This is a genomic window from Psychrobacter sp. PP-21 (assembly GCF_033790785.1).
GTDB lineage: Bacteria > Pseudomonadota > Gammaproteobacteria > Pseudomonadales > Moraxellaceae > Psychrobacter.
This window is the reverse complement of the sequence record NZ_JAMYEB010000011.1, coordinates 17,966-36,106: the sequence shown is the minus strand read 5'-3', so window position 1 is coordinate 36,106 and position 18,141 is coordinate 17,966. Positions and strand designations below refer to the sequence as shown.

Here is an 18,141-nt window from a genome sequence, read left to right as displayed (position 1 = left end):
ACTAAATAAGATTACGGGAAAATTATGGCGCATAAAAAGAAGAACGTCCGCAAAAAAGAATGTCCGGTCTGCGAGCGCGAATTTAGCTGGACTAAAAAGCTAGATAAAAACTGGGAGAGTATGGTGTACTGCTCAGATCAATGTCGAAGAGTGAAGACGTATGAAAATGTCAGTCATCAGAAGTAAGAGAGCTGTAATGACGGTAATTTAGAATATACGGTCGTAGTAGGCTGGCGCTTTTAGCCCGGCTTTATACGAGATAAGGATAACCATGGCACATAAAAAACAAAACCTACCGCAAAAAATATGCCCCGTCTGCCAGCGACCTTTCACATGGCGTAAGAAATGGGAGAAGGATTGGGACAGTGTAATTTATTGTTCTGAGCGCTGTCGGCGGGGGAAGAGTAAAGCGGATTGAGTTACTACAAAGTATTAAGGTAAATTATGAGCAAGCATTATGAACATTCAAGCTTCCGAGAAAAGCTTATTGAACATTTATTTGTTGGTGAAATGCTTAAACTTTCGTGGCAAAAAGATGACTGTCAATTGGAGGTCATGAAACCTGAAGTCGATAACGCAGGTTGCGATGTTGTCCTTGAAGACAATAATATTATTCGACATATTCAATTAAAGGCTTCAAAATTTGGTGCTAAGACACCAAGTCAAAAAGTAAATGTTCGCTTAGCTAATAAACCCTCGGGATGTATTGTTTGGATAGAATTCGATGAACATACTTTAGAATTGTGTTCGTTTTATTTTTTTGGGTCTGAAGCTGGAAAGCCATTAACTGGATTAGAAAACGCTAGAGTCGCAAAGCATACTAAAGGTAATGCGGAGGGAGTGAAGGCTGAGCGACCTAACATACGGAAAATCAATAAAGGACAATTTACTAAATACGATAGTATAGAAGCTTTGTATGATATTTTGTTTGTTCCAGAAACTTTTAATTGAATAGCTTATTTCTTTTCATGATACTCAAAAAGAGAAAATTCATTGCTTTGAATAATGTCATCTAATGAGTAATATTTTTCTATATTAACTATAGGAGTATTTTCCAAAACCTCTTTCAGAGGCTTTGGGTTTATCCAACTGTTATCCCATAAACTTTTTTGAGAATTGAGGATTGTACATAATTCTTCATCAAGCTTAATATCATTTCTTGAGTCTCTAATCATTCTTTTAAACCATATTTGCATGAAGCCAGTATTAGGCAATTGTTCAAACTTTTTGAAAATAGCGTCAACAATATAGTTTTTTCTATCCTTATCTGAGACTAAATTCAATAGTTTGCTAATTATTGCAAAACTTATAGGATAAGTATTAGGGTTTTTATAACAGATATCCGTAACTATACTTACTAGTGATAGTATAGAGTTCGGGTGAACATATTTTTTATTTATTTTATAGTAATATTTTCTTAATTCTTTTTTTAATGACCCAGAATCAGGATATTTTTTTGAATGCTCTCTTATCGCTAATATCAATTGTTGTGCGTTTTTATTTAAAATAGTAGTATTTAGCCAATCGATCTTGTCAGCCTTTATAGCTGTTGTGATAACGTCGTTTGACTCTTTAGTCTTTGCGCTATTAAGCCTCATACCGACTTCAAGTAATTCCTTTGAAAGAATTTTCAATAAAGTTGAACCTTCGTCTGGATTATTTACGAATATACGATAGTCATCTCTGTACCTAATAATTCTATAGTCAGAAATACCTTCTATTTCTATCTTTTTCGAAAGCTGTTCATCTATATAGCCTAATAGTATTTCTGCAATAAAATCCATCAAGGTTGAGCCTTGAGGAATACCATTAGTTTGACCTTGTTGCATCATTTGTATAATTGTATCAACCTGATTCCCTAATAGTTCTTTATCGTGCATATTTTTTTTTGCTACATTTTTACCTTCCACAGCCCAGGCTAATGAGTGTGTGTAAATTGAACTATAACAATCAGCAATATCAGTATCATATAAATAGTCATACTCTAAGGCTAGCTCAATTGAACGTTGCTCAACGTTCTGCCACCAGTTACTAACCTGTTCAGCTTTATCCGATTCTTCTGTTAAGGACAAAACTGGAATACTTAGGCATTGTATTTGCCTATTCTTTTTAAAAGTACTGAATCTATTTACGATATTACTCCAATTATCTCTTTGGGTTAGAGTATAAACTAGATGAATATATAATAAGGGATGAATTACTTGAAATTCTCTCCAAGATAAATTCCCATCTTTGTTAGCGTATATATGATAGTTAACGTCACTTAGTTCTTTGACTTTTTTAGTATTTGTATAAGATTTAAGAGGCTTTTCTTGCAAATAATAGTCATAATAAATCTTGCTTGTCTCATCCAAAATATTTTGAAAGGTATAGTAGGGAGGTAAATCAATATTGCAATAAGATTCACTTTTAAGAAAAAATTGCCGAGCATCATAACCATTGAGAATGAGTACAGATTGGTGTTTAGACTTATCCTTCACAAGTTGGAGCTCCTAAAATTTAACCACTTCAAACTCATAGCCAGCCTCAAAAAACTCAACCATAGATATAAATTGGCTTTACATAATTTTTATATCATACTTTACTTCAAGCTATTGCCATATTTAAGAAGTTAACTCTTAATGACGATAGTTGATTTAAATACTTGAAAATACAGTAATGTTTATTTTATATCAATGAGAGCGTGATTGGCTACCTAAGCAACCAATCCCGCAGCAAATATTCATTTAAAAAGTTCTAGCTAAAACCATCCCTACAAATTCGGATTTAACCACTTCTCAGCAGTCTTCATATCCCAGTCTTTACGCTCGGCATAGCTCTCTAACTGGTCACGACTGATCTTACCGACGTTGAAGTACTCACTATCAGGATGCGAGTAATAGAATCCGCTGACAGATGACGCAGGCCACATCGCATAGCTTTCGGTCAAGGTCGTACCGATTGCCTCGACCGTACCGAGCCAATCAAACAATTTGCCTTTTTCGGTATGTTCAGGGCAAGCAGGGTAGCCAGGGGCAGGGCGTATACCGACGTATTTTTCTTTAATCATTTCCTCATTGGTGAGTGACTCAGTCGGCTGATAGCCCCAATATTCTTTACGGATTAGCTCATGCAGATGCTCGGCAAAGGCTTCTGCTAGGCGGTCAGACAGCGCTTGTACCATAATGGCGTTATAGTCGTCGCCTGCTGCTTTGTACTTTTCAGCCAATGCTTCTGTACCCACGATAGAGACGGTAAAGCCGCCCAAGTGATCGGTATGCGTCTCTGATGGCGAGATAAAGTCCGCCAAGCTTAGGTTTGGCTTACCGCTTGCTTTGTCGCTTTGCTGACGTAAGTGCTCGAACTGATACGTTGGTTTGCCGCCATCAGCAGGCGCATCGTCATAGACGGTGACGGTGTCGGCCCCAGTACGGCGAGCGGGCATGAGTTTGAACACGCCTTTAGCGACGATGGATTTTTCCTCAATCATTTTTTGTAGCAGCTCTTCAGCGTTTTCAAACAGATCATGAGCCGCTTCGCCTACTACATCATCTTGTAGGATTTTCGGGTATTTACCCGTCAGGCCCCAAGAGATAAAGAATGGTGTCCAGTCGATATAGGGCAATAGGTTAGTGATTGGATAGTCATCCAATATCACTTGTCCTAACGTATTTGGCACCGGTGGCACGTAGTTTTCCCAATCATATTGAAAGCCAATCTTGACCGATTCGGCATAGGTGACTTTGGCGGCTTTGGGTTGACGCTTGGCAAGGCGTTCACGTACTTTGATATATTCTGCGCGGGTTTCATCGATGAGAGCAGTACGGTGCTCTTTTGATAGCAGTTTGGTCACCACGCCGACTGAGCGCGAGGCGTCCGAGACATAGATGACCGCATCGTTTTGATACTGCGGTTCGACCTTGACGGCCGTATGCGCTTTCGATGTTGTTGCGCCGCCGATCATCAATGGTAGGGTCATGCCGCGCTCTTGCATTTGCTTGGCAACATAGACCATCTCATCGAGACTTGGGGTAATCAGCCCTGACAGACCGATGATATCGACTTTTTCTCTGATAGCGGTATCGAGGATGGTTTCGCACGGTACCATCACGCCCAGATCGACGATATCATAGCCGTTACAGCCAAGTACCACGCCGACGATGTTTTTGCCGATATCATGCACATCGCCTTTGACGGTTGCCATCAGGATTTTACCTTTGACTTCGCCTTCGACTTTTTCCGCTTCGATGTACGGGTTTAGCCATGCGACGGATTGCTTCATCACGCGAGCAGATTTCACGACTTGCGGCAGGAACATTTTGCCCGCACCGAATAGGTCACCGACGATATTCATACCGTCCATCAGTGGCCCTTCGATAACTTCGAGCGGTTTGGGATATTTCTCCCATGCTTCTTTGGTGTCTTCTTCGATAAAGGTGGTCACCCCTTTGACGAGGGCATATGCGATACGCTCTTCTACCGTACCCTCACGCCAGCTCATATCGACGGTGCTGTCTTTTTTCTTGCCGCCATCTTGGTAATTTTCAGCGACAGTCATTAGGCGCTCGGTCGCATCTTGCCCCGTTTCACCTTGATTGCGGTTGAGCATGACGTCTTCGATCGCATCACGCGCCTCAATCGGAATATCATCATACAGCTCAAGCATGGCTGGATTAACGATACCCATGGTCAGGCCATTTTTGATCGCGTGAAATAGGAACACAGAGTTAATCGCTTCACGGATGGGGTTACCACGGAAACTAAACGACACGTTGGACACCCCGCCCGAAACCATCGCATTTGGTAGGTTTTCTGTAATCCAACGTGTGGCATTGATAAAGTCAGCGCCATAGTTATTATGCTCAGTGATACCCGTTGCAACGGCAAAGATATTCGGGTCAAAGATGATGTCCTCAGAAGGGAAACCCACCTCGTTGACCAGTACATCATAGCTGCGTTTAGATATTTCAATCTTACGCTCGTAGGTGTCAGCTTGTCCGTCTTCATCGAACGCCATGACGATAACAGCGGCACCATAACGCATACACAATTTGGCGCGCTCAACGAACTCAGCATGACCTTCTTTTAGCGAGATGGAGTTGACGACAGATTTGCCTTGCGTACGTTTGAGGCCTTCTTCGATGATGTCCCATTTGGATGAGTCAATCATTAGCGGTACACGGCTGATATCTGGTTCGCCTGAGACGAGGTTGACGAAGTGAATCATTGCCTGCTTGGAGTCGAGCATGCCTTCGTCCATATTGATATCGACGATTTGCGCGCCGCCCTCAACCTGATCACGCGCGACATCGAGCGCCTCAAGATAGGCCTCGGTTTTAATCAAACGTAGGAATTTTTTGGAGCCTGTGACGTTGGTACGCTCACCGACATTGACGAATAAGCTATCAGCATTGATGGTAAAAGGCTCTAGCCCCGATAAGCGGCAGGCAGGCGCAATCTCTGGAATGACACGCGGCGCATAGTTTGCCACGACTTTAGCGATTTGACGGATATGCTCAGGCGTCGTACCACAGCAGCCACCCACGATGTTTAAGATACCCGCTTTAGCAAACCCTTCGAGTAGGGCAGCCGTTTCTTCAGCGGTTTCGTCATACTCACCAAACTCATTGGGCAGACCAGCGTTTGGATGCGCAGAGACAAAGGTATCAGCGATGTTTGACAATGTCTGAATATGTGGGCGCAGCGCATCAGCACCAAGCGCACAGTTAAAGCCAACGGATAGTGGCTTGGCATGGCGAATCGAGTTGTAGAATGCTTCCGCCGTTTGACCAGATAGCGTACGACCTGAGGCATCGGTGATCGTACCTGAGATCATGATTGGTAGCTCAAAGCCAATATCTTCAAACACACCTGTGATCGCAAATATCGCCGCTTTGGCATTTAGCGTATCAAAGATTGTCTCAATCAAAATAAGATCGACGCCACCTTCTATCAGGCATAAAGTTGCTTCACGGTAATTAAGCACCAATTCATCAAAAGTAATATTACGAAACGCAGGGTCGTTGACATCAGGCGATAGCGAGCACGTACGTGAGGTCGGACCGACCACACCAGCGACAAAACGCGGTTTCTCAGGCGTCTTGGCGGTAAACTCATCAGCCGCTGCGCGCGCAATCTTGGCTGCTGTTTTGTTCAGCTCAGGCACCAAGTACTGCATGTCATAGTCAGCCATCGACAGGCGCGTACCGTTAAAGGTATTGGTCTCGATGATATCCGCACCAGCCAACAAATGATCATGGTGAATGTCTTTAATCATGTGCGGCTGAGTCAACACCAGCAGATCATTATTGCCGCGTACGTCTTGGTTGATATCAGCGAAGCGCTCACCACGATAGTCAGACTCTTCTAGCTTGTAGGTCTGAATCTGCGTACCCATCGCGCCATCTAGCAGCAGAATTCGTGACGTCATTTGCTCGATAATACGGGCGCGTGCCGTCAGCTGCTGCTCTTTATAAGGAAAAACAGCAGGCGGTGTCAGAATAAAGTCATCAACAGATGACGAGCTAGAAGTAATGTCAGAGTGAGAAGAAGTCTGTGAGGTCATCGTTTGAGTCATAGTAGCGCTGCTTATATCGTCAATATTATAAAAGGAAGGAATAACAAATAAATATAGTAAAAAATCTAATAAAGAGGGGTAGGCAAATTCGCATTATTCTAGCATGAAACATATCCCCCACGTGGATACTGCCTATTCTACTTTTGCCATAGACAAGCAGTTTGGCTGCGACACTGCTTACAGCATGATATCGATTCTATGTCGTATAGAAAATAAGAACAAATGAATATCATTTCGCTTAGAGATTACATAAAGCTTTGGTTTTACAAATGAAAGTCAACGGTTGTTCTTACAAGTGCGACAGAGTTTACACCTGTACTACAAAAAGTTGCGTAAAGCCAGGTTGATAGGCGTCTTATAAATGTTAATTTGATTTCAGAAAGATAAGGCCTTCGTAAGTTTTGCTTATAAGTAAAAATCACTGCTTAAGTAGCTCAGACAGATATTCTCGTATCAATATGAGGTAGTAGTTCAAGTTACTATATAAAACAAGCAGCTTGTATAAGAAGCGAATGTGACCTGTAAAACTATAGCTAATAAATACTCAATCATTAAGGATAATGTTATGAAATTAACCAAACTTGCTACTATCGGTACGCTAGCCATTTCTGTTGCTGGCCTAAGTGCCTGTAACAACATGATGCCAGCGCAAAGCGCAGACATGAAAGCACCAATGCACAGCCAAAATATGGCAAAAATGAACGTCGTACAGGTTGCTCAGGGTAACTCTGATTTTTCAGTATTGGTAGAAGCGGTACAAGCAGCAGGTCTAACAGGCATGCTATCTGATCCTAACGCACACTATACTGTATTTGCACCAACTAACGCTGCATTCATGCAAGCATTGCAAGAAACAGGCATGACCAAAGCGCAGTTGTTTGCCAATAAGCCATTGTTAACTAAAGTTTTGGGCTACCACGTAGTCAGCAGCGACATGGCGATGTATGCCAAAGACGTCAAGCCAGGTAATGTCATGACTGCAAGCAAAGATACATTGATGGTTACCAACCAAGGTAAACTGATGGATGAAAACGGTCGTACTGCCAATATCGTAAAAACAGACATCGCAGCCACTAATGGTGTTGTACATGTTATCGATAGAGTACTACTACCTAAATAAGACCAGTAAAAACACTCAAATTTTATAGTAAGGCTTGAGTAGTAGACAGCTATTATTTGATGAATTTATCATCGAATAATAGCTGTTTTAAGATTTAGGAAAGAACTGACAACGATTATTTAACCAGTATGACATATGTATCTTGTAAGTATTGATGTTCAAAAACGTGTTCGTATTTCAAATATCACAATAACCAATATACAAGTTGATAATGCTGTATACGTGATTGATACAGTGCCACTACTTAAGTAAGTATCAATTAAAAATTAAACCGTTAGAATTGTAGTTATTGATATAGCGGACATAACATTATGACTGATTGGTTGGTCATATTTACAATATATCAGTCACTGTTATATTTATTGAAAACAATCCATTGTTAAATAAATGACGCACCCAATTATATAAAAGGAAATACCCATGTTAAAGAAGAACCTATTATCTATCGCAGTCGTAACAGCAGCCATGTCACTAGCAGCCTGTAACGATACTGAAACCGTTGCTGAGCCAGTTGAGCCTGAAGTTACCACTGAAGAGGTGGCTATGGAGCCTGTTGTAGAGACTGATCCGATGGTTGAAGCAGAGCCAATGGCAGACGATATGGATATGGAAGCGACGCAAACCATCGCAGAGCTAGCAGCAGGTAACGAAAACCTAACTATCCTAACAGCCGCGCTACAAGCAGCTGGTCTTGACAGCATGCTAATGGAAGACACTAAGTACACTGTATTTGCACCAACTGATGATGCGTTTGCTCCTGTACTAGAAAAACTAGGTGTGACCAAAGAAGAGTTGTTGGCCAATACAGACCTATTAAAAACAGTACTTCCTTACCATGTCGTAGCAATGGAAGTTCAAGCTGCTGATATCCCTTATGGTACTGATATTGAAACCGCGAATGGCAACACAATCTCTATCAGCGAAGATAACGTGATTACCGATGCTACTGGTGGTACAGCTAACATCACTGGTACAGACATCATGGCGACAAACGGCGTAGTACATACTATCGATGCAGTGTTGATGCCTGAGTAAACTATTCTATAACGTAGGTTAGTCTTATGATTCACATTTGATAACGTTGAACCATAGAACTGATTTTACAGAGAAAGCCTAGCCATAGTGCTAGGCTTTTTTGTACTTATAAGATAAGGAACCTGTAGGATAAGGAAATAGTCGTCACGTCTCAAACAACTAAAGCGCAATCTGATAATAAACAAGCTACGAAAGTGCTTTGAGTGTTCAGATAATAAGAGCATATATCAGAAAAATACTTGGCGTTGCAGTTATCTTGGAAAAGATAAGCAATTTTGCTGATATAAATACAGAAGAGTAGGCTACTCGTTGGGCTACTGCAAGCAATTACTGTTAAGAAGCATTTTTACAGACAAGGCTACTATCAGAGTAAAGTTTGCATACGGTTAAGGTTTAAACTTATCTAAACCTACTGCAATAGTCGTCACAACGGTATGTACGAAAATAAGACAACAAAAAAGCCCGAGACCATTGCCTCGGGCTTTTTATTAGAGTGAGCAGTACCTACTCTAAAACATACTATGCGTATTATCTACGTATATGTTATTTGCGTAGTGGATCTGCATTCATTCTTTTTTGCTCTTCTAGATGACGCTCTTCCCAATAAGGTGCGTTTTTGATACCGAATTTAGCAGGATCAAAACTATAGCGTTTTACGCCAGCTTTACGCTGTGCTTCGTAGTCTTTAAGCATGGTAAGGGTTGGACGTGCCACAATGAAGATAACCAAAATACCAACAATGTTGAGCCAAGCCATAAGACCAACACCGATATCACCAATTGCCCAGATGTAACCAGCTGAGTTTAGACCACCATAAGCAACCATCGCCATGATCAAGATCTTAACCAAGAATAGACCCGTTTTGTGCGCACCGCGACCGATGAAGCGAGTCAAGTAAGTGACGTTTACTTCAGCGATGTAGTAATAAGCTAGGATAGTTGTAAAGGCAAAGAAGAATACAGCGACAGCGATAAAGGTATCACCGAATGAGCCGTATACTGATTCCATTGCCATCTGCGTAAAGGCAGGCGCGTTGATTTCAGTAGTCGCTGCAACGTTTTGAACGATGAACTGACCATCAGGTAGCGTACCTTGGATGTTGTATGTACCCATCGTTAGGATCATAAAGGCAGTAGCAGAACATACTAACAATGTATCAACATATACTGAGAATGCCTGAACCAGACCCTGCTGTGATGGATGCTCAACTTCAGCAGCAGCAGCAGCGTGAGGACCTGTACCTTGACCCGCTTCGTTAGAGTAGATACCACGTTTTACGCCCCAACCAATCGCTGCACCAAAGCCTGCTTGTGCAGTGAACGCATCACCAACAATCATACCAAATACTTGTGGGATCATGCTGAAGTTAGCGAACATGATGATCAACGCTAGAACGATATAGCCAAGTGCCATGAAAGGTACGGCGTACTCGGTAAAGGTTGCAATACGCTTAATACCACCAAAGATGATGATACCTAGTACGACTAAGATAATAGCTAGTGCCACTAGACGCATAGAGCCGACTTCTAGGCCACCAACGTTCATGATCGTACCTTCGCCCATTACCTGTGCAAACGCACTGATAACACCGTTCGCCTGTACACCAGGTAGGAACATACCACAAGCTAAGATAGAAGAGATTGCGAAGAGGATGCCGTACCACTTTTGACCAAGGGCACGCTCAAAGTAATAAGCAGGGCCACCGCGATATTCGCCAGTTACCACATCTTTTTCTTTATAAATCTGTGCAAGGGTAGACTCGACGTAGGCAGTAGATGCGCCTAAGAAGGCCACAACCCACATCCAGAATACAGCACCTGGGCCACCGAAGCCGATAGCAGCAGCTACCCCAGCGATGTTACCCATACCCACACGTCCTGCGAGGGAAACGGCTAGTGCCTGAAATGATGAAATACCTTGTGCACTAGATTTACCAGTGAATAGGAGTTTGATCATTTCACCGAATAGACGCACCTGAACGAAGCGCGTCATGATGGAATAGAATAGACCAGCACCCAAACACAGATAGATCAGTGCTGGGCTCCAGATAATTCCATTTACTAAGTTAACTAAACCTTCCATATATATATTCCTAGTACTGTCTTGAGGTGGCTCTGTATGCTAGGAGTAAATTAACTGGTTAACTTACTTATCTAAGTTAAGCAGTTAAATTATCTGCATTGACTCATATCTTTATTAGTTAAGTCTCATACGTGCTTAGCCACCAAAAATGGACTGTAGTTGTCTGTATTTATCCGCTTGGCTTATCGACAATAAAACCATGTGCAGAGTACTTATCGTCGATAGCATTAATATCAGCTGCGTTTGTAAATGTTATACAGCATCAATTCGTGCGGTGTCCTATCATCACGCTATGAATGAGATGAGTCATCAGTTAACCCGCGGATAAAACAGGCGGTTATATAATTAAATACTCGTCATGATGATGGTATTCAATTTGCTATGAGCCATTACGATTGACTACACTGCTGATATGGCGAATTGATAGCATTAGAAGAGGTTTGGTGGCTGGTTGACGTTTTTATGTCTCAGCTACCTACTCGCTAATACGTATCAAACTATAAGTCCACTACCAAATGTATTCAAACCGTACGGCTACGTAACTGCAATTTGCCATATTTTTATGCTAATTACTAGAAATTTCTTTGTAGAGAGCAGATATATTCAAATTTTATTTGACAGATACATTAGCAAGTTTTGGCTTAGATATAAATAATTGTTTGTATATATACAACTTTTTGTCTATTTGAACCAGTTCACTAACCTATCAATCTACGTACAGTCGCAAAATCAGATAACTGGTGACGTACGTGGTTGTGTTTTGGTAACGGTCAATTGTAAAAGCTTTGCGATAGCGCCATTATTATCATGACATCCTGTAAGCTATCGACATTGTTAGCGGATTACCAATATATAGAAGCTATCGATATATGGAAGTTATCGATGTGGCTGCCAATAAGATCGTCGATAAGAATAACGAGTTTTGCTCATATCGTACTTTGACTGTTTATAAGCAATCGCCTTATACAAAATACAAAACATATATGACTACTCGATGATTATTAGGATATATACGCAAAAATTATTAAAAATGGGTTATTAGATATTTGTTATTTATCATTATTAGGAGAATCAACAATGACGCGCAAATCAATTATGAAGCCGATGTTGCTAGCAGCACTATTGACAACCTCTACGGTCGGTCTAAGCGGTTGTGGTTATAACAACTTACAGGCGCAAGATGAACAAGTAACAGCGTCGTGGTCAGAAGTGGTCAACCAATATCAGCGTCGCAGTGATTTGGTGCCAAACTTAGTCAAGGTTGTACAGCAGTATGCTGAGCAAGAGCAAGAGGTCTTCACCCAAGTAGCTGAAGCTCGCTCACGTGCTGGCGGTATTACTGTGACACCTGAAGTACTGAACGATCCAGAAGCAATGGAGCGTTACGCTGCGGCGCAAGAGCAAATGACTGGGGCGCTGTCACGTTTAATGGCAGTATCTGAGCGATATCCTGAACTAAAATCAGATGCGTTGTTCCAAGATCTGCAGGCGCAGTTAGAGGGTACAGAAAACCGCATTGCTGTATCTCGTAATCGCTACATCCAAGAAGTGCAAGGTTACAATACAACGGTGCGCCAGTTCCCAACCAATATCACGGCAAAAGTATTTGGCATGGATACCAAGCCAAACTTTAGTGTTGCTAATGAGGAAGCTATCTCGACTGCACCCAGTGTCGATTTTGGAGATTCTGCAGCAGAGTAGTACTGGTCAAAAATATACAAAATAGAGCGGTGTATGCCGCTCTATTTATTTAGCTGATGACGTAATGACGCCTAGCTAATGTCTATCAATCTGTAAAAATGTCATTTGAGGTGGTATAGATTAGATGAATAATTCAAAAGCAATCTTATCAGCGCTATTGTTCACACTGAGCATCGGTGGAACATCGGTGTTACATGCTGCGCCAGGTGATGATGTTGGCAGTGCTGCTGCGACAGATAATAGCTCAAATCTACAAAACCGTAGTGTCGAAGAGTTGGTGGCCGTTGCTAAAGCAGGCGAGTCTAACGAAGCAATCAATGATGCTGTATTAAATAATGATGCCATTAACGGTGCGGTCTTAGGTAATGATGCGATCAATTCAAGCGCGGCGAATGATGAGGCAACAGCTGAGGCACAAGCTCAACCACCAGTAACTTCAAGCGCCCAGAGCGTCGATGCCGATAAACTCATACTCAATGAGCCAGTTGTCGATCAGGCCAATATCCTAAACCCACAAGAAAAACAGCGCTTAGAGGCGCAGCTGAGAAATATCTATCAGCAAGGGCTGGCTCAAGCAGCAGTTGTTATCGTACCGACAACCAATGGCTTACCTATATTTGATTATGCTTTGCAGATTGCAGAGAAATGGGAGCTGGGTGATGACGCTATCGATGATGGCTTGCTCATCGTCGTCGCAGTCAACGATCGTGATATGTATATCCTAACTGGTTATGGACTGGAGGGTGTGCTCCCAGACGCGGCAGTCAACCGTATTATTAGAGAAGATATCACACCACTATTTAAACAGAACAACTATGGTGGTGGGATACTGGCAGGTGTGGATGCGCTCAAAACACGTCTGAGCGCTGATCCTGAAGTGCTGGCACGTGCTGATGCACAAGCTGCAGAGCGTAGCGCTCAGCAAAGTTCAGAGGAGATGCCATCTCCTATTTTCTTATTTATCATGGCGATGATATTTGGTAGCTTTATCACCAATATCCTGGGCCGAGTATTTGGCTCGATTGTCACGGCAGGTGGATTTTTTGCTGGTTCGTTGGCATTAGGCGGCGGCTTTTTTATGACGCTGATCATGGCGATATTTATATGGATGTTCTTGATTTCGCGTGGCGGCGGTGGTGGTAAAGGCGGCGGCGGTAAAGGTGGACGCAGAGGTGGTATGATTTTCTTGCCTGGTATGGGCGGTGGAAGTGGCGGTGGTTTTGGTGGCGGCGGCTTCGGCGGTGGCGGCGGTGGTTTCGGCGGCGGCGGTGCAGGTGGATCGTGGTAAGTATTCCACACACTCAAACAAAATAAACTCTACATAACCATCGAAAATGACGTACTTGAGGAAATAATATAATGGTAGAAGACAACGCTTCAAACCCCAGTTTTGCCCGCTGGTGGCGTCAAGTTTTGTTCGTCCCTTTATTACATAGTAAGTGGCTGACAACAGAATCCAAGGCACGCCTAACAGATGCTGTGACACGAGCCGAGCGTGGGCATCGTGGTGAGGTGTTCTTAATCGTAGAAAACCATCTGCCTATCCAAGAGGCCTATCGCATGAACTGCCGTGAGCGTGCGATTGATTTGTTTAGCGAATATCGCGTCTGGGATACCGAAGAAAACACAGGTGTCTTGATCTATGTCAATATATGCGAGCGTAAACTAGAGATTGTTGCAGACCGAGGTATCAGCGCCCATGTGAGTCCAACGGTATGGAATGCAATGTGTGAAAAGGCGGTATCTGGTATTGCTACCCAAAAGGCAGAAGAGAGCTTAGCTGAGTTGCTAGATGAAGTGGGGCAGGTGCTACGTCAATATTATCATTTAGAGCATGATCCAGAGGGTAATGAGCTGTCTGATACAGTAGTATTTTTAAAGTAGTTTGCGCCTTGGACGGTTTTACTAAGAGGGCTACTTTTATAAGTAGCTTATCTATACGATCAAAGGGTTTTGTTTTAGGCGATATGATTTTAGTGTTAAAACAACTCTTCTGGGACAGATGACGCCTTATATATACAGTTTGATTATCCTACTGTGCAATCATTCACTAGGGCTCGTCTTGATAAAACCATTATTGGAATACTATGATTGAATTAATAAAGAAACTACCAAAAGCTGAGCTACACCTACATATTGAAGGGTCATTGGAGCCTGAGCTAATGTTCAGACTGGCCAAAAAGAACAATGTAGAGATACCTTATAAAGATATCGAAGATGTACGCAGCGCTTATAATTTCACCAATTTGCAAACCTTTTTGGATATCTACTATGCGGGTGCAAACGTCCTGCTCACCAAAGATGATTTCTATGATTTGACGTGGGAATATATTCTTAGATGTGTCGAAGACAATGTCATCCACACAGAGATATTCTTTGATCCGCAGACGCATACTGAACGCGGCGTACCTTTTGAAGCGGTCATTACAGGTATCAAAGACGCATTGGCAGACGCTAAAGAAAAGTATGGCATCACTTCTTGCATCATCATGTGTTTCTTGCGTCATTTATCGCAAGAAGAAGCGTTTGAAACATTAGAGCAAGCACTGAATTATAAAGACGACATCATCGGTGTTGGCCTGGATTCATCAGAATTGGGTAACCCGCCATCGAAATTCAAAGAAGTCTTCCAAAAAGCCAAAGAAGAAGGCTTCAAGTTGGTCGCTCATGCAGGCGAAGAAGCAGATTTTTCATATATCTACGAAGCACTTGATCTGCTAAATATCAACAGAATCGATCATGGTGTACAGTCTATAAAGAGCCCAGAGTTGATGCAAAGGCTCAAAGATGAGCAAATGCCATTGACCGTTTGCCCGAATTCAAATATCGAGCTAAAAGTCTTTGAGACTTATAAAGAGCACAATATCAAAGAGCTTTTAGATTACGGTCTAAATATCAGCGTTAACTCAGATGATCCAGCGTATTTCAAAGGCTACGTGAATCAAAACTTTATCAATCTATATGAAAATCTACCGATTACGGAAGACGATGTTATTACTTTGGTAAAAAACTCGTTTAAATCGGCATTTATCAGTGACGAGTTAAAAGAAGCTTACTTGGCGAGAGTTGATCTTGCATTGAAATAAGCTACAACGAGCTTGTTTTTAACAGTGAAGGCTTAACGGTTTCTATAAATCGTTAAGCCTTTTTTATTGTCTATCATTTAGTAACACCTATAAATAGTAGTGTTTATAAAGTCGTAATCTCTTCTATAAGCAGCGGGAGTATTACTCCAGCCTTTTCTGATAGAGTGATATCGACGATAGTATTTGGTGTTGGGTCAGGGTTTATCTCGATAACTTGCGCGCCATTCTGTTTGGCTAATTGTGCCAATCCAGCAGCAGGATAAACCAAGCTTGAGGTACCGATACTGATAAATACTTCGCAATTAGCCGCAGCTTCTTCGGCAGTCTGCCATGCCTGTACAGGTAGAGCTTCGCCAAACCAAACAATATCTGGTCTGATGTAACCGTCGCAATGCGGACAGCTAAGCAGTGATTCATCAAAGCTCATGGTACCTTGATTGTCGTATGCCGCTCTCGATTGATCTTGATAGGGTATCTCACACTGACCACAGCGGTTGCGCCACAGATGACCATGCAGATGAGTCACTGCGCTACCAGCTTGCTCGTGCAAATCATCGACATTTTGGGTGATGAGTGTCACCTGCTGATCGGAGGTTTGCGCATGATACTGCCACTGAGCCAACGCATGATGGGCTGGATTTGGCGCTTTGTCTGCGACCATTTGCCGACGCCACTGATACCATGACCACACCAACTTTGGATCACGAGTAAACGCTTCAGGGGTTGCTAAGTCTTCGACACCATAGTTTTCCCACAGTCCTGTTTGCTTATCTCGAAACGTTGGGATACCGCTTTCTGCTGAGATGCCAGCCCCAGTCAAGATACAGATACGTGATTGTGCTGCCAACAGTTTTGCTGCACGTTTTACTTCTGCTATTAACGCTGGTGATAATTCTGCTAACATGAGCCAACCCTTGCTAATAATGGATATTTTTTCTTATGATAGACGGAATTTGGTGGCTTGTCATACTGTTTGCGGTCATTGCAATCTTATGGTTTATTGCAAAGTCCCGCGGAGTAAAGACAAGCAAAAAGAGTGGTAACCAGTCAAAAACAACAACATCTAATGATGCCTTGCACAAGACATCCGCATTATTAAAGCAGTATTTCCCTGATTACAACGTTGCCCGCAAGGTGAATCATTTGCTGATTAGCAAACAAGGCAGAAAAGTCGCAATGATTACGATCGATAAGAAGATAGCCGCAAGTCAGCGCCGTCTAGGAGATGTGCCAGTGATCAATTATCACCGTGTACCCAGCCGTGCTCAACTGACTGCCAGTTTGCAAGAGACAGAGTAGGCTTGCATAAGGTATATGGACACAGAAACGCCAGCACTTAGAAGTATTACCTTGCTAGGTACTTATCTGTAGCGGATAGTGGATGTCATGCTAAGGAAAGGTGAAATATAATGATTGGTGCGCTCGGCGGGAATCGAACCCACGACCCTCGGCTTCGGAGACCGATACTCTATCCAACTGAGCTACGAGCGCATATGATAACGGTATGCCAGAGTGTCACGCTTAGATCAGCATGATAACCAGCATAAAGTGCCTGTAAATAAAGACCGCTTAGTCTAACAAATAAAATGCATAAAGCCAATGAATGACAGCTGTGATTGAGGTTTTTTGAGAAAAAACAGTCAAGTCATTAAACAAGCATGGCAATTTACCTGCCTTTTCCCTTATAATGTTGGGGAGAATTCATATTTATAATCACCGATTACAAGTGCGCTGGCACGCGGGATGGCTGTCTGCTATTGAGGACTTAGAGGTCATCAAAGGAGGACAGACAGAATGTCCGAGCCGTCTCAGCCCTTGTATACGTAATAAGAGAACGTGACGAATGAGAAAAGTAGTTATGTTATCGGCAGCTGCCATTCTAGGAATCGCTAGTATCGCGGTGAGCCAAGCTGAAGATATTGTAGACACCCCTGTATCTGTGTCTGATGTAGCAGAAGGACAAGATGCTGTAGAAGAGGCGCCGCAAACGTTAGGTGGTGAGCCTATAGCTGCTGCAGATACCACAGATGGCGCTGCGACTACGGACGAAGCTGCACTAGCAGACGGCGCAGAGACGGCAGCAGCAGATGGCGAAGAAACCGCCGCTGTAGCACCTGCCGCTGACGAAGAGCCGATCCCGCAAGATACGCCACAAGTCCAAAAACTGATCGCGCTGTACCCGAATCTAATTGCTCGTATTCAGCCTGTTGCCAATGTCTGTTTTGAAGATGATGAAGTTTGTGATGTAACAGCACGTGCTGCTGGTCCATCAGCGGGTGATGGTCCTCGTGATGGTAAAGCTGTCTATAACGCGGTATGTCAGACTTGTCACACAGCAGGTTTGCTGGGTTCACCTATCTTTGGTGATGCTGGTGCGTGGGGACCACGTATAGCAAAGGGTAAAGAAACCTTATACACTCATGCTATCAACGGTTTTAATGCGATGCCTGCCAAAGGTGGCGCGGACATTCCTGACGAAGAAGTCCAAAACGCTGTAGATTATATGGTTGCAGAAGCCAGCTAATTCTTATTAACTATCTCTCAAAGCTTTTAGGATGGTT

General features: G+C 42.8%; 15 protein-coding genes and 1 tRNA gene. 11 read left to right on the top strand and 5 right to left on the bottom strand.

The features are described from left to right. Nucleotides 1-24: 24 nt before the first annotated feature. The 3 genes from NJD71_RS09630 to NJD71_RS09620 all read left to right on the top strand — a co-directional run bounded on the left by NJD71_RS09630 (nt 25) and on the right by NJD71_RS09620 (nt 951). On the top strand, nt 25-186 hold the full coding sequence (locus tag NJD71_RS09630) for a DUF2256 domain-containing protein (protein ID WP_319051753.1): 162 nt from the start codon (nt 25-27) through the stop codon (nt 184-186). A gap of 85 nt (nt 187-271) precedes the next feature. Further along, the gene (locus NJD71_RS09625; protein ID WP_319051752.1) at nt 272-418 is read left to right on the top strand and encodes a DUF2256 domain-containing protein; all 147 of its coding nucleotides are present in this window, start codon (nt 272-274) and stop codon (nt 416-418) included. A gap of 26 nt (nt 419-444) precedes the next feature. Then, the gene (locus tag NJD71_RS09620) at nt 445-951 is read left to right on the top strand and encodes a hypothetical protein (protein WP_319051751.1); all 507 of its coding nucleotides are present in this window, start codon (nt 445-447) and stop codon (nt 949-951) included. Between the two features lie 5 nt (nt 952-956). On the opposite strand, the gene NJD71_RS09615 is transcribed toward NJD71_RS09620, so the two are convergent. Beyond that, nucleotides 957-2,480: an RNA-directed DNA polymerase gene (locus tag NJD71_RS09615; RefSeq protein WP_319051750.1), complete on the bottom strand. Its 1,524-nt coding sequence runs from the start codon at nt 2,478-2,480 to the stop codon at nt 957-959. A 272-nt stretch (nt 2,481-2,752) separates the two neighbouring features. After that, the gene (gene metH, locus NJD71_RS09610; RefSeq protein ID WP_319051749.1) at nt 2,753-6,556 is read right to left on the bottom strand and encodes a methionine synthase; all 3,804 of its coding nucleotides are present in this window, start codon (nt 6,554-6,556) and stop codon (nt 2,753-2,755) included. 565 nt (nt 6,557-7,121) lie between these two features. Between metH and NJD71_RS09605 the strand changes: the two genes are divergently transcribed. Next, nucleotides 7,122-7,676, top strand: a complete 555-nt coding sequence (locus NJD71_RS09605; protein WP_319051748.1) for a fasciclin domain-containing protein — start codon at nt 7,122-7,124, stop codon at nt 7,674-7,676. Nucleotides 7,677-8,096: 420 nt separating this feature from the next. After that, entirely contained in the window at nt 8,097-8,711 is a 615-nt protein-coding gene (locus NJD71_RS09600) for a fasciclin domain-containing protein (protein WP_319051747.1), read from the top strand. Nucleotides 8,712-9,254: 543 nt separating this feature from the next. Here the strand turns inward: NJD71_RS09600 and NJD71_RS09595 are convergent. Then, entirely contained in the window at nt 9,255-10,793 is a 1,539-nt protein-coding gene (locus tag NJD71_RS09595) for an alanine/glycine:cation symporter family protein (protein ID WP_319051746.1), read from the bottom strand. 1,077 nt (nt 10,794-11,870) lie between these two features. On the opposite strand from NJD71_RS09595, the gene NJD71_RS09590 reads away from it, so the two are divergent. The 4 genes from NJD71_RS09590 to NJD71_RS09575 all read left to right on the top strand — a co-directional run bounded on the left by NJD71_RS09590 (nt 11,871) and on the right by NJD71_RS09575 (nt 15,580). Then, the gene (locus tag NJD71_RS09590; RefSeq protein ID WP_319051745.1) at nt 11,871-12,494 is read left to right on the top strand and encodes a LemA family protein; all 624 of its coding nucleotides are present in this window, start codon (nt 11,871-11,873) and stop codon (nt 12,492-12,494) included. 124 nt (nt 12,495-12,618) lie between these two features. Then, the gene (locus NJD71_RS09585) at nt 12,619-13,782 is read left to right on the top strand and encodes a TPM domain-containing protein (RefSeq protein WP_319051744.1); all 1,164 of its coding nucleotides are present in this window, start codon (nt 12,619-12,621) and stop codon (nt 13,780-13,782) included. 71 nt (nt 13,783-13,853) lie between these two features. Continuing rightward, nucleotides 13,854-14,378: a TPM domain-containing protein gene (locus tag NJD71_RS09580; protein WP_319051743.1), complete on the top strand. Its 525-nt coding sequence runs from the start codon at nt 13,854-13,856 to the stop codon at nt 14,376-14,378. 203 nt (nt 14,379-14,581) lie between these two features. Next, complete coding sequence (locus NJD71_RS09575; RefSeq protein WP_319051742.1) at nt 14,582-15,580, top strand: adenosine deaminase; 999 nt, start codon at nt 14,582-14,584, stop codon at nt 15,578-15,580. Between the two features lie 103 nt (nt 15,581-15,683). On the opposite strand, the gene NJD71_RS09570 is transcribed toward NJD71_RS09575, so the two are convergent. Then, complete coding sequence (locus NJD71_RS09570; protein ID WP_319051741.1) at nt 15,684-16,484, bottom strand: NAD-dependent deacylase; 801 nt, start codon at nt 16,482-16,484, stop codon at nt 15,684-15,686. A gap of 35 nt (nt 16,485-16,519) precedes the next feature. Here NJD71_RS09570 and NJD71_RS09565 point away from each other — a divergent pair, with 35 nt between their 5' ends. After that, the gene (locus NJD71_RS09565; RefSeq protein ID WP_319051740.1) at nt 16,520-16,879 is read left to right on the top strand and encodes a hypothetical protein; all 360 of its coding nucleotides are present in this window, start codon (nt 16,520-16,522) and stop codon (nt 16,877-16,879) included. Nucleotides 16,880-16,994: 115 nt separating this feature from the next. Here NJD71_RS09565 and NJD71_RS09560 read toward each other — a convergent pair. Then, a tRNA-Arg gene (locus NJD71_RS09560) sits at nt 16,995-17,071 on the bottom strand. Between the two features lie 367 nt (nt 17,072-17,438). On the opposite strand from NJD71_RS09560, the gene NJD71_RS09555 reads away from it, so the two are divergent. Continuing rightward, a complete protein-coding gene (locus NJD71_RS09555; protein ID WP_442967668.1) occupies nt 17,439-18,104 on the top strand; it encodes a c-type cytochrome in 666 nt (221 codons plus the stop codon). Nucleotides 18,105-18,141: the final 37 nt, after the last annotated feature.

Excerpts from the sequence above, each read along its gene's own strand:
- NJD71_RS09630 (WP_319051753.1), top strand. The coding sequence starts at position 25 with ATGGCGCATAAAAAGAAGAACGTCCGCAAAAAAGAATGTCCGGTCTGC.
- NJD71_RS09625 (WP_319051752.1), top strand. The coding sequence starts at position 272 with ATGGCACATAAAAAACAAAACCTACCGCAAAAAATATGCCCCGTCTGC.
- NJD71_RS09620 (WP_319051751.1), top strand. The coding sequence starts at position 445 with ATGAGCAAGCATTATGAACATTCAAGCTTCCGAGAAAAGCTTATTGAA.
- metH (WP_319051749.1), bottom strand. The coding sequence starts at position 6,556 with ATGACTCAAACGATGACCTCACAGACTTCTTCTCACTCTGACATTACT.
- NJD71_RS09605 (WP_319051748.1), top strand. The coding sequence starts at position 7,122 with ATGAAATTAACCAAACTTGCTACTATCGGTACGCTAGCCATTTCTGTT.
- NJD71_RS09600 (WP_319051747.1), top strand. The coding sequence starts at position 8,097 with ATGTTAAAGAAGAACCTATTATCTATCGCAGTCGTAACAGCAGCCATG.
- NJD71_RS09595 (WP_319051746.1), bottom strand. The coding sequence starts at position 10,793 with ATGGAAGGTTTAGTTAACTTAGTAAATGGAATTATCTGGAGCCCAGCA.
- NJD71_RS09590 (WP_319051745.1), top strand. The coding sequence starts at position 11,871 with ATGACGCGCAAATCAATTATGAAGCCGATGTTGCTAGCAGCACTATTG.
- NJD71_RS09585 (WP_319051744.1), top strand. The coding sequence starts at position 12,619 with ATGAATAATTCAAAAGCAATCTTATCAGCGCTATTGTTCACACTGAGC.
- NJD71_RS09580 (WP_319051743.1), top strand. The coding sequence starts at position 13,854 with ATGGTAGAAGACAACGCTTCAAACCCCAGTTTTGCCCGCTGGTGGCGT.
- NJD71_RS09575 (WP_319051742.1), top strand. The coding sequence starts at position 14,582 with ATGATTGAATTAATAAAGAAACTACCAAAAGCTGAGCTACACCTACAT.
- NJD71_RS09570 (WP_319051741.1), bottom strand. The coding sequence starts at position 16,484 with ATGTTAGCAGAATTATCACCAGCGTTAATAGCAGAAGTAAAACGTGCA.
- NJD71_RS09565 (WP_319051740.1), top strand. The coding sequence starts at position 16,520 with ATGATAGACGGAATTTGGTGGCTTGTCATACTGTTTGCGGTCATTGCA.
- NJD71_RS09555 (WP_442967668.1), top strand. The coding sequence starts at position 17,439 with ATGTTATCGGCAGCTGCCATTCTAGGAATCGCTAGTATCGCGGTGAGC.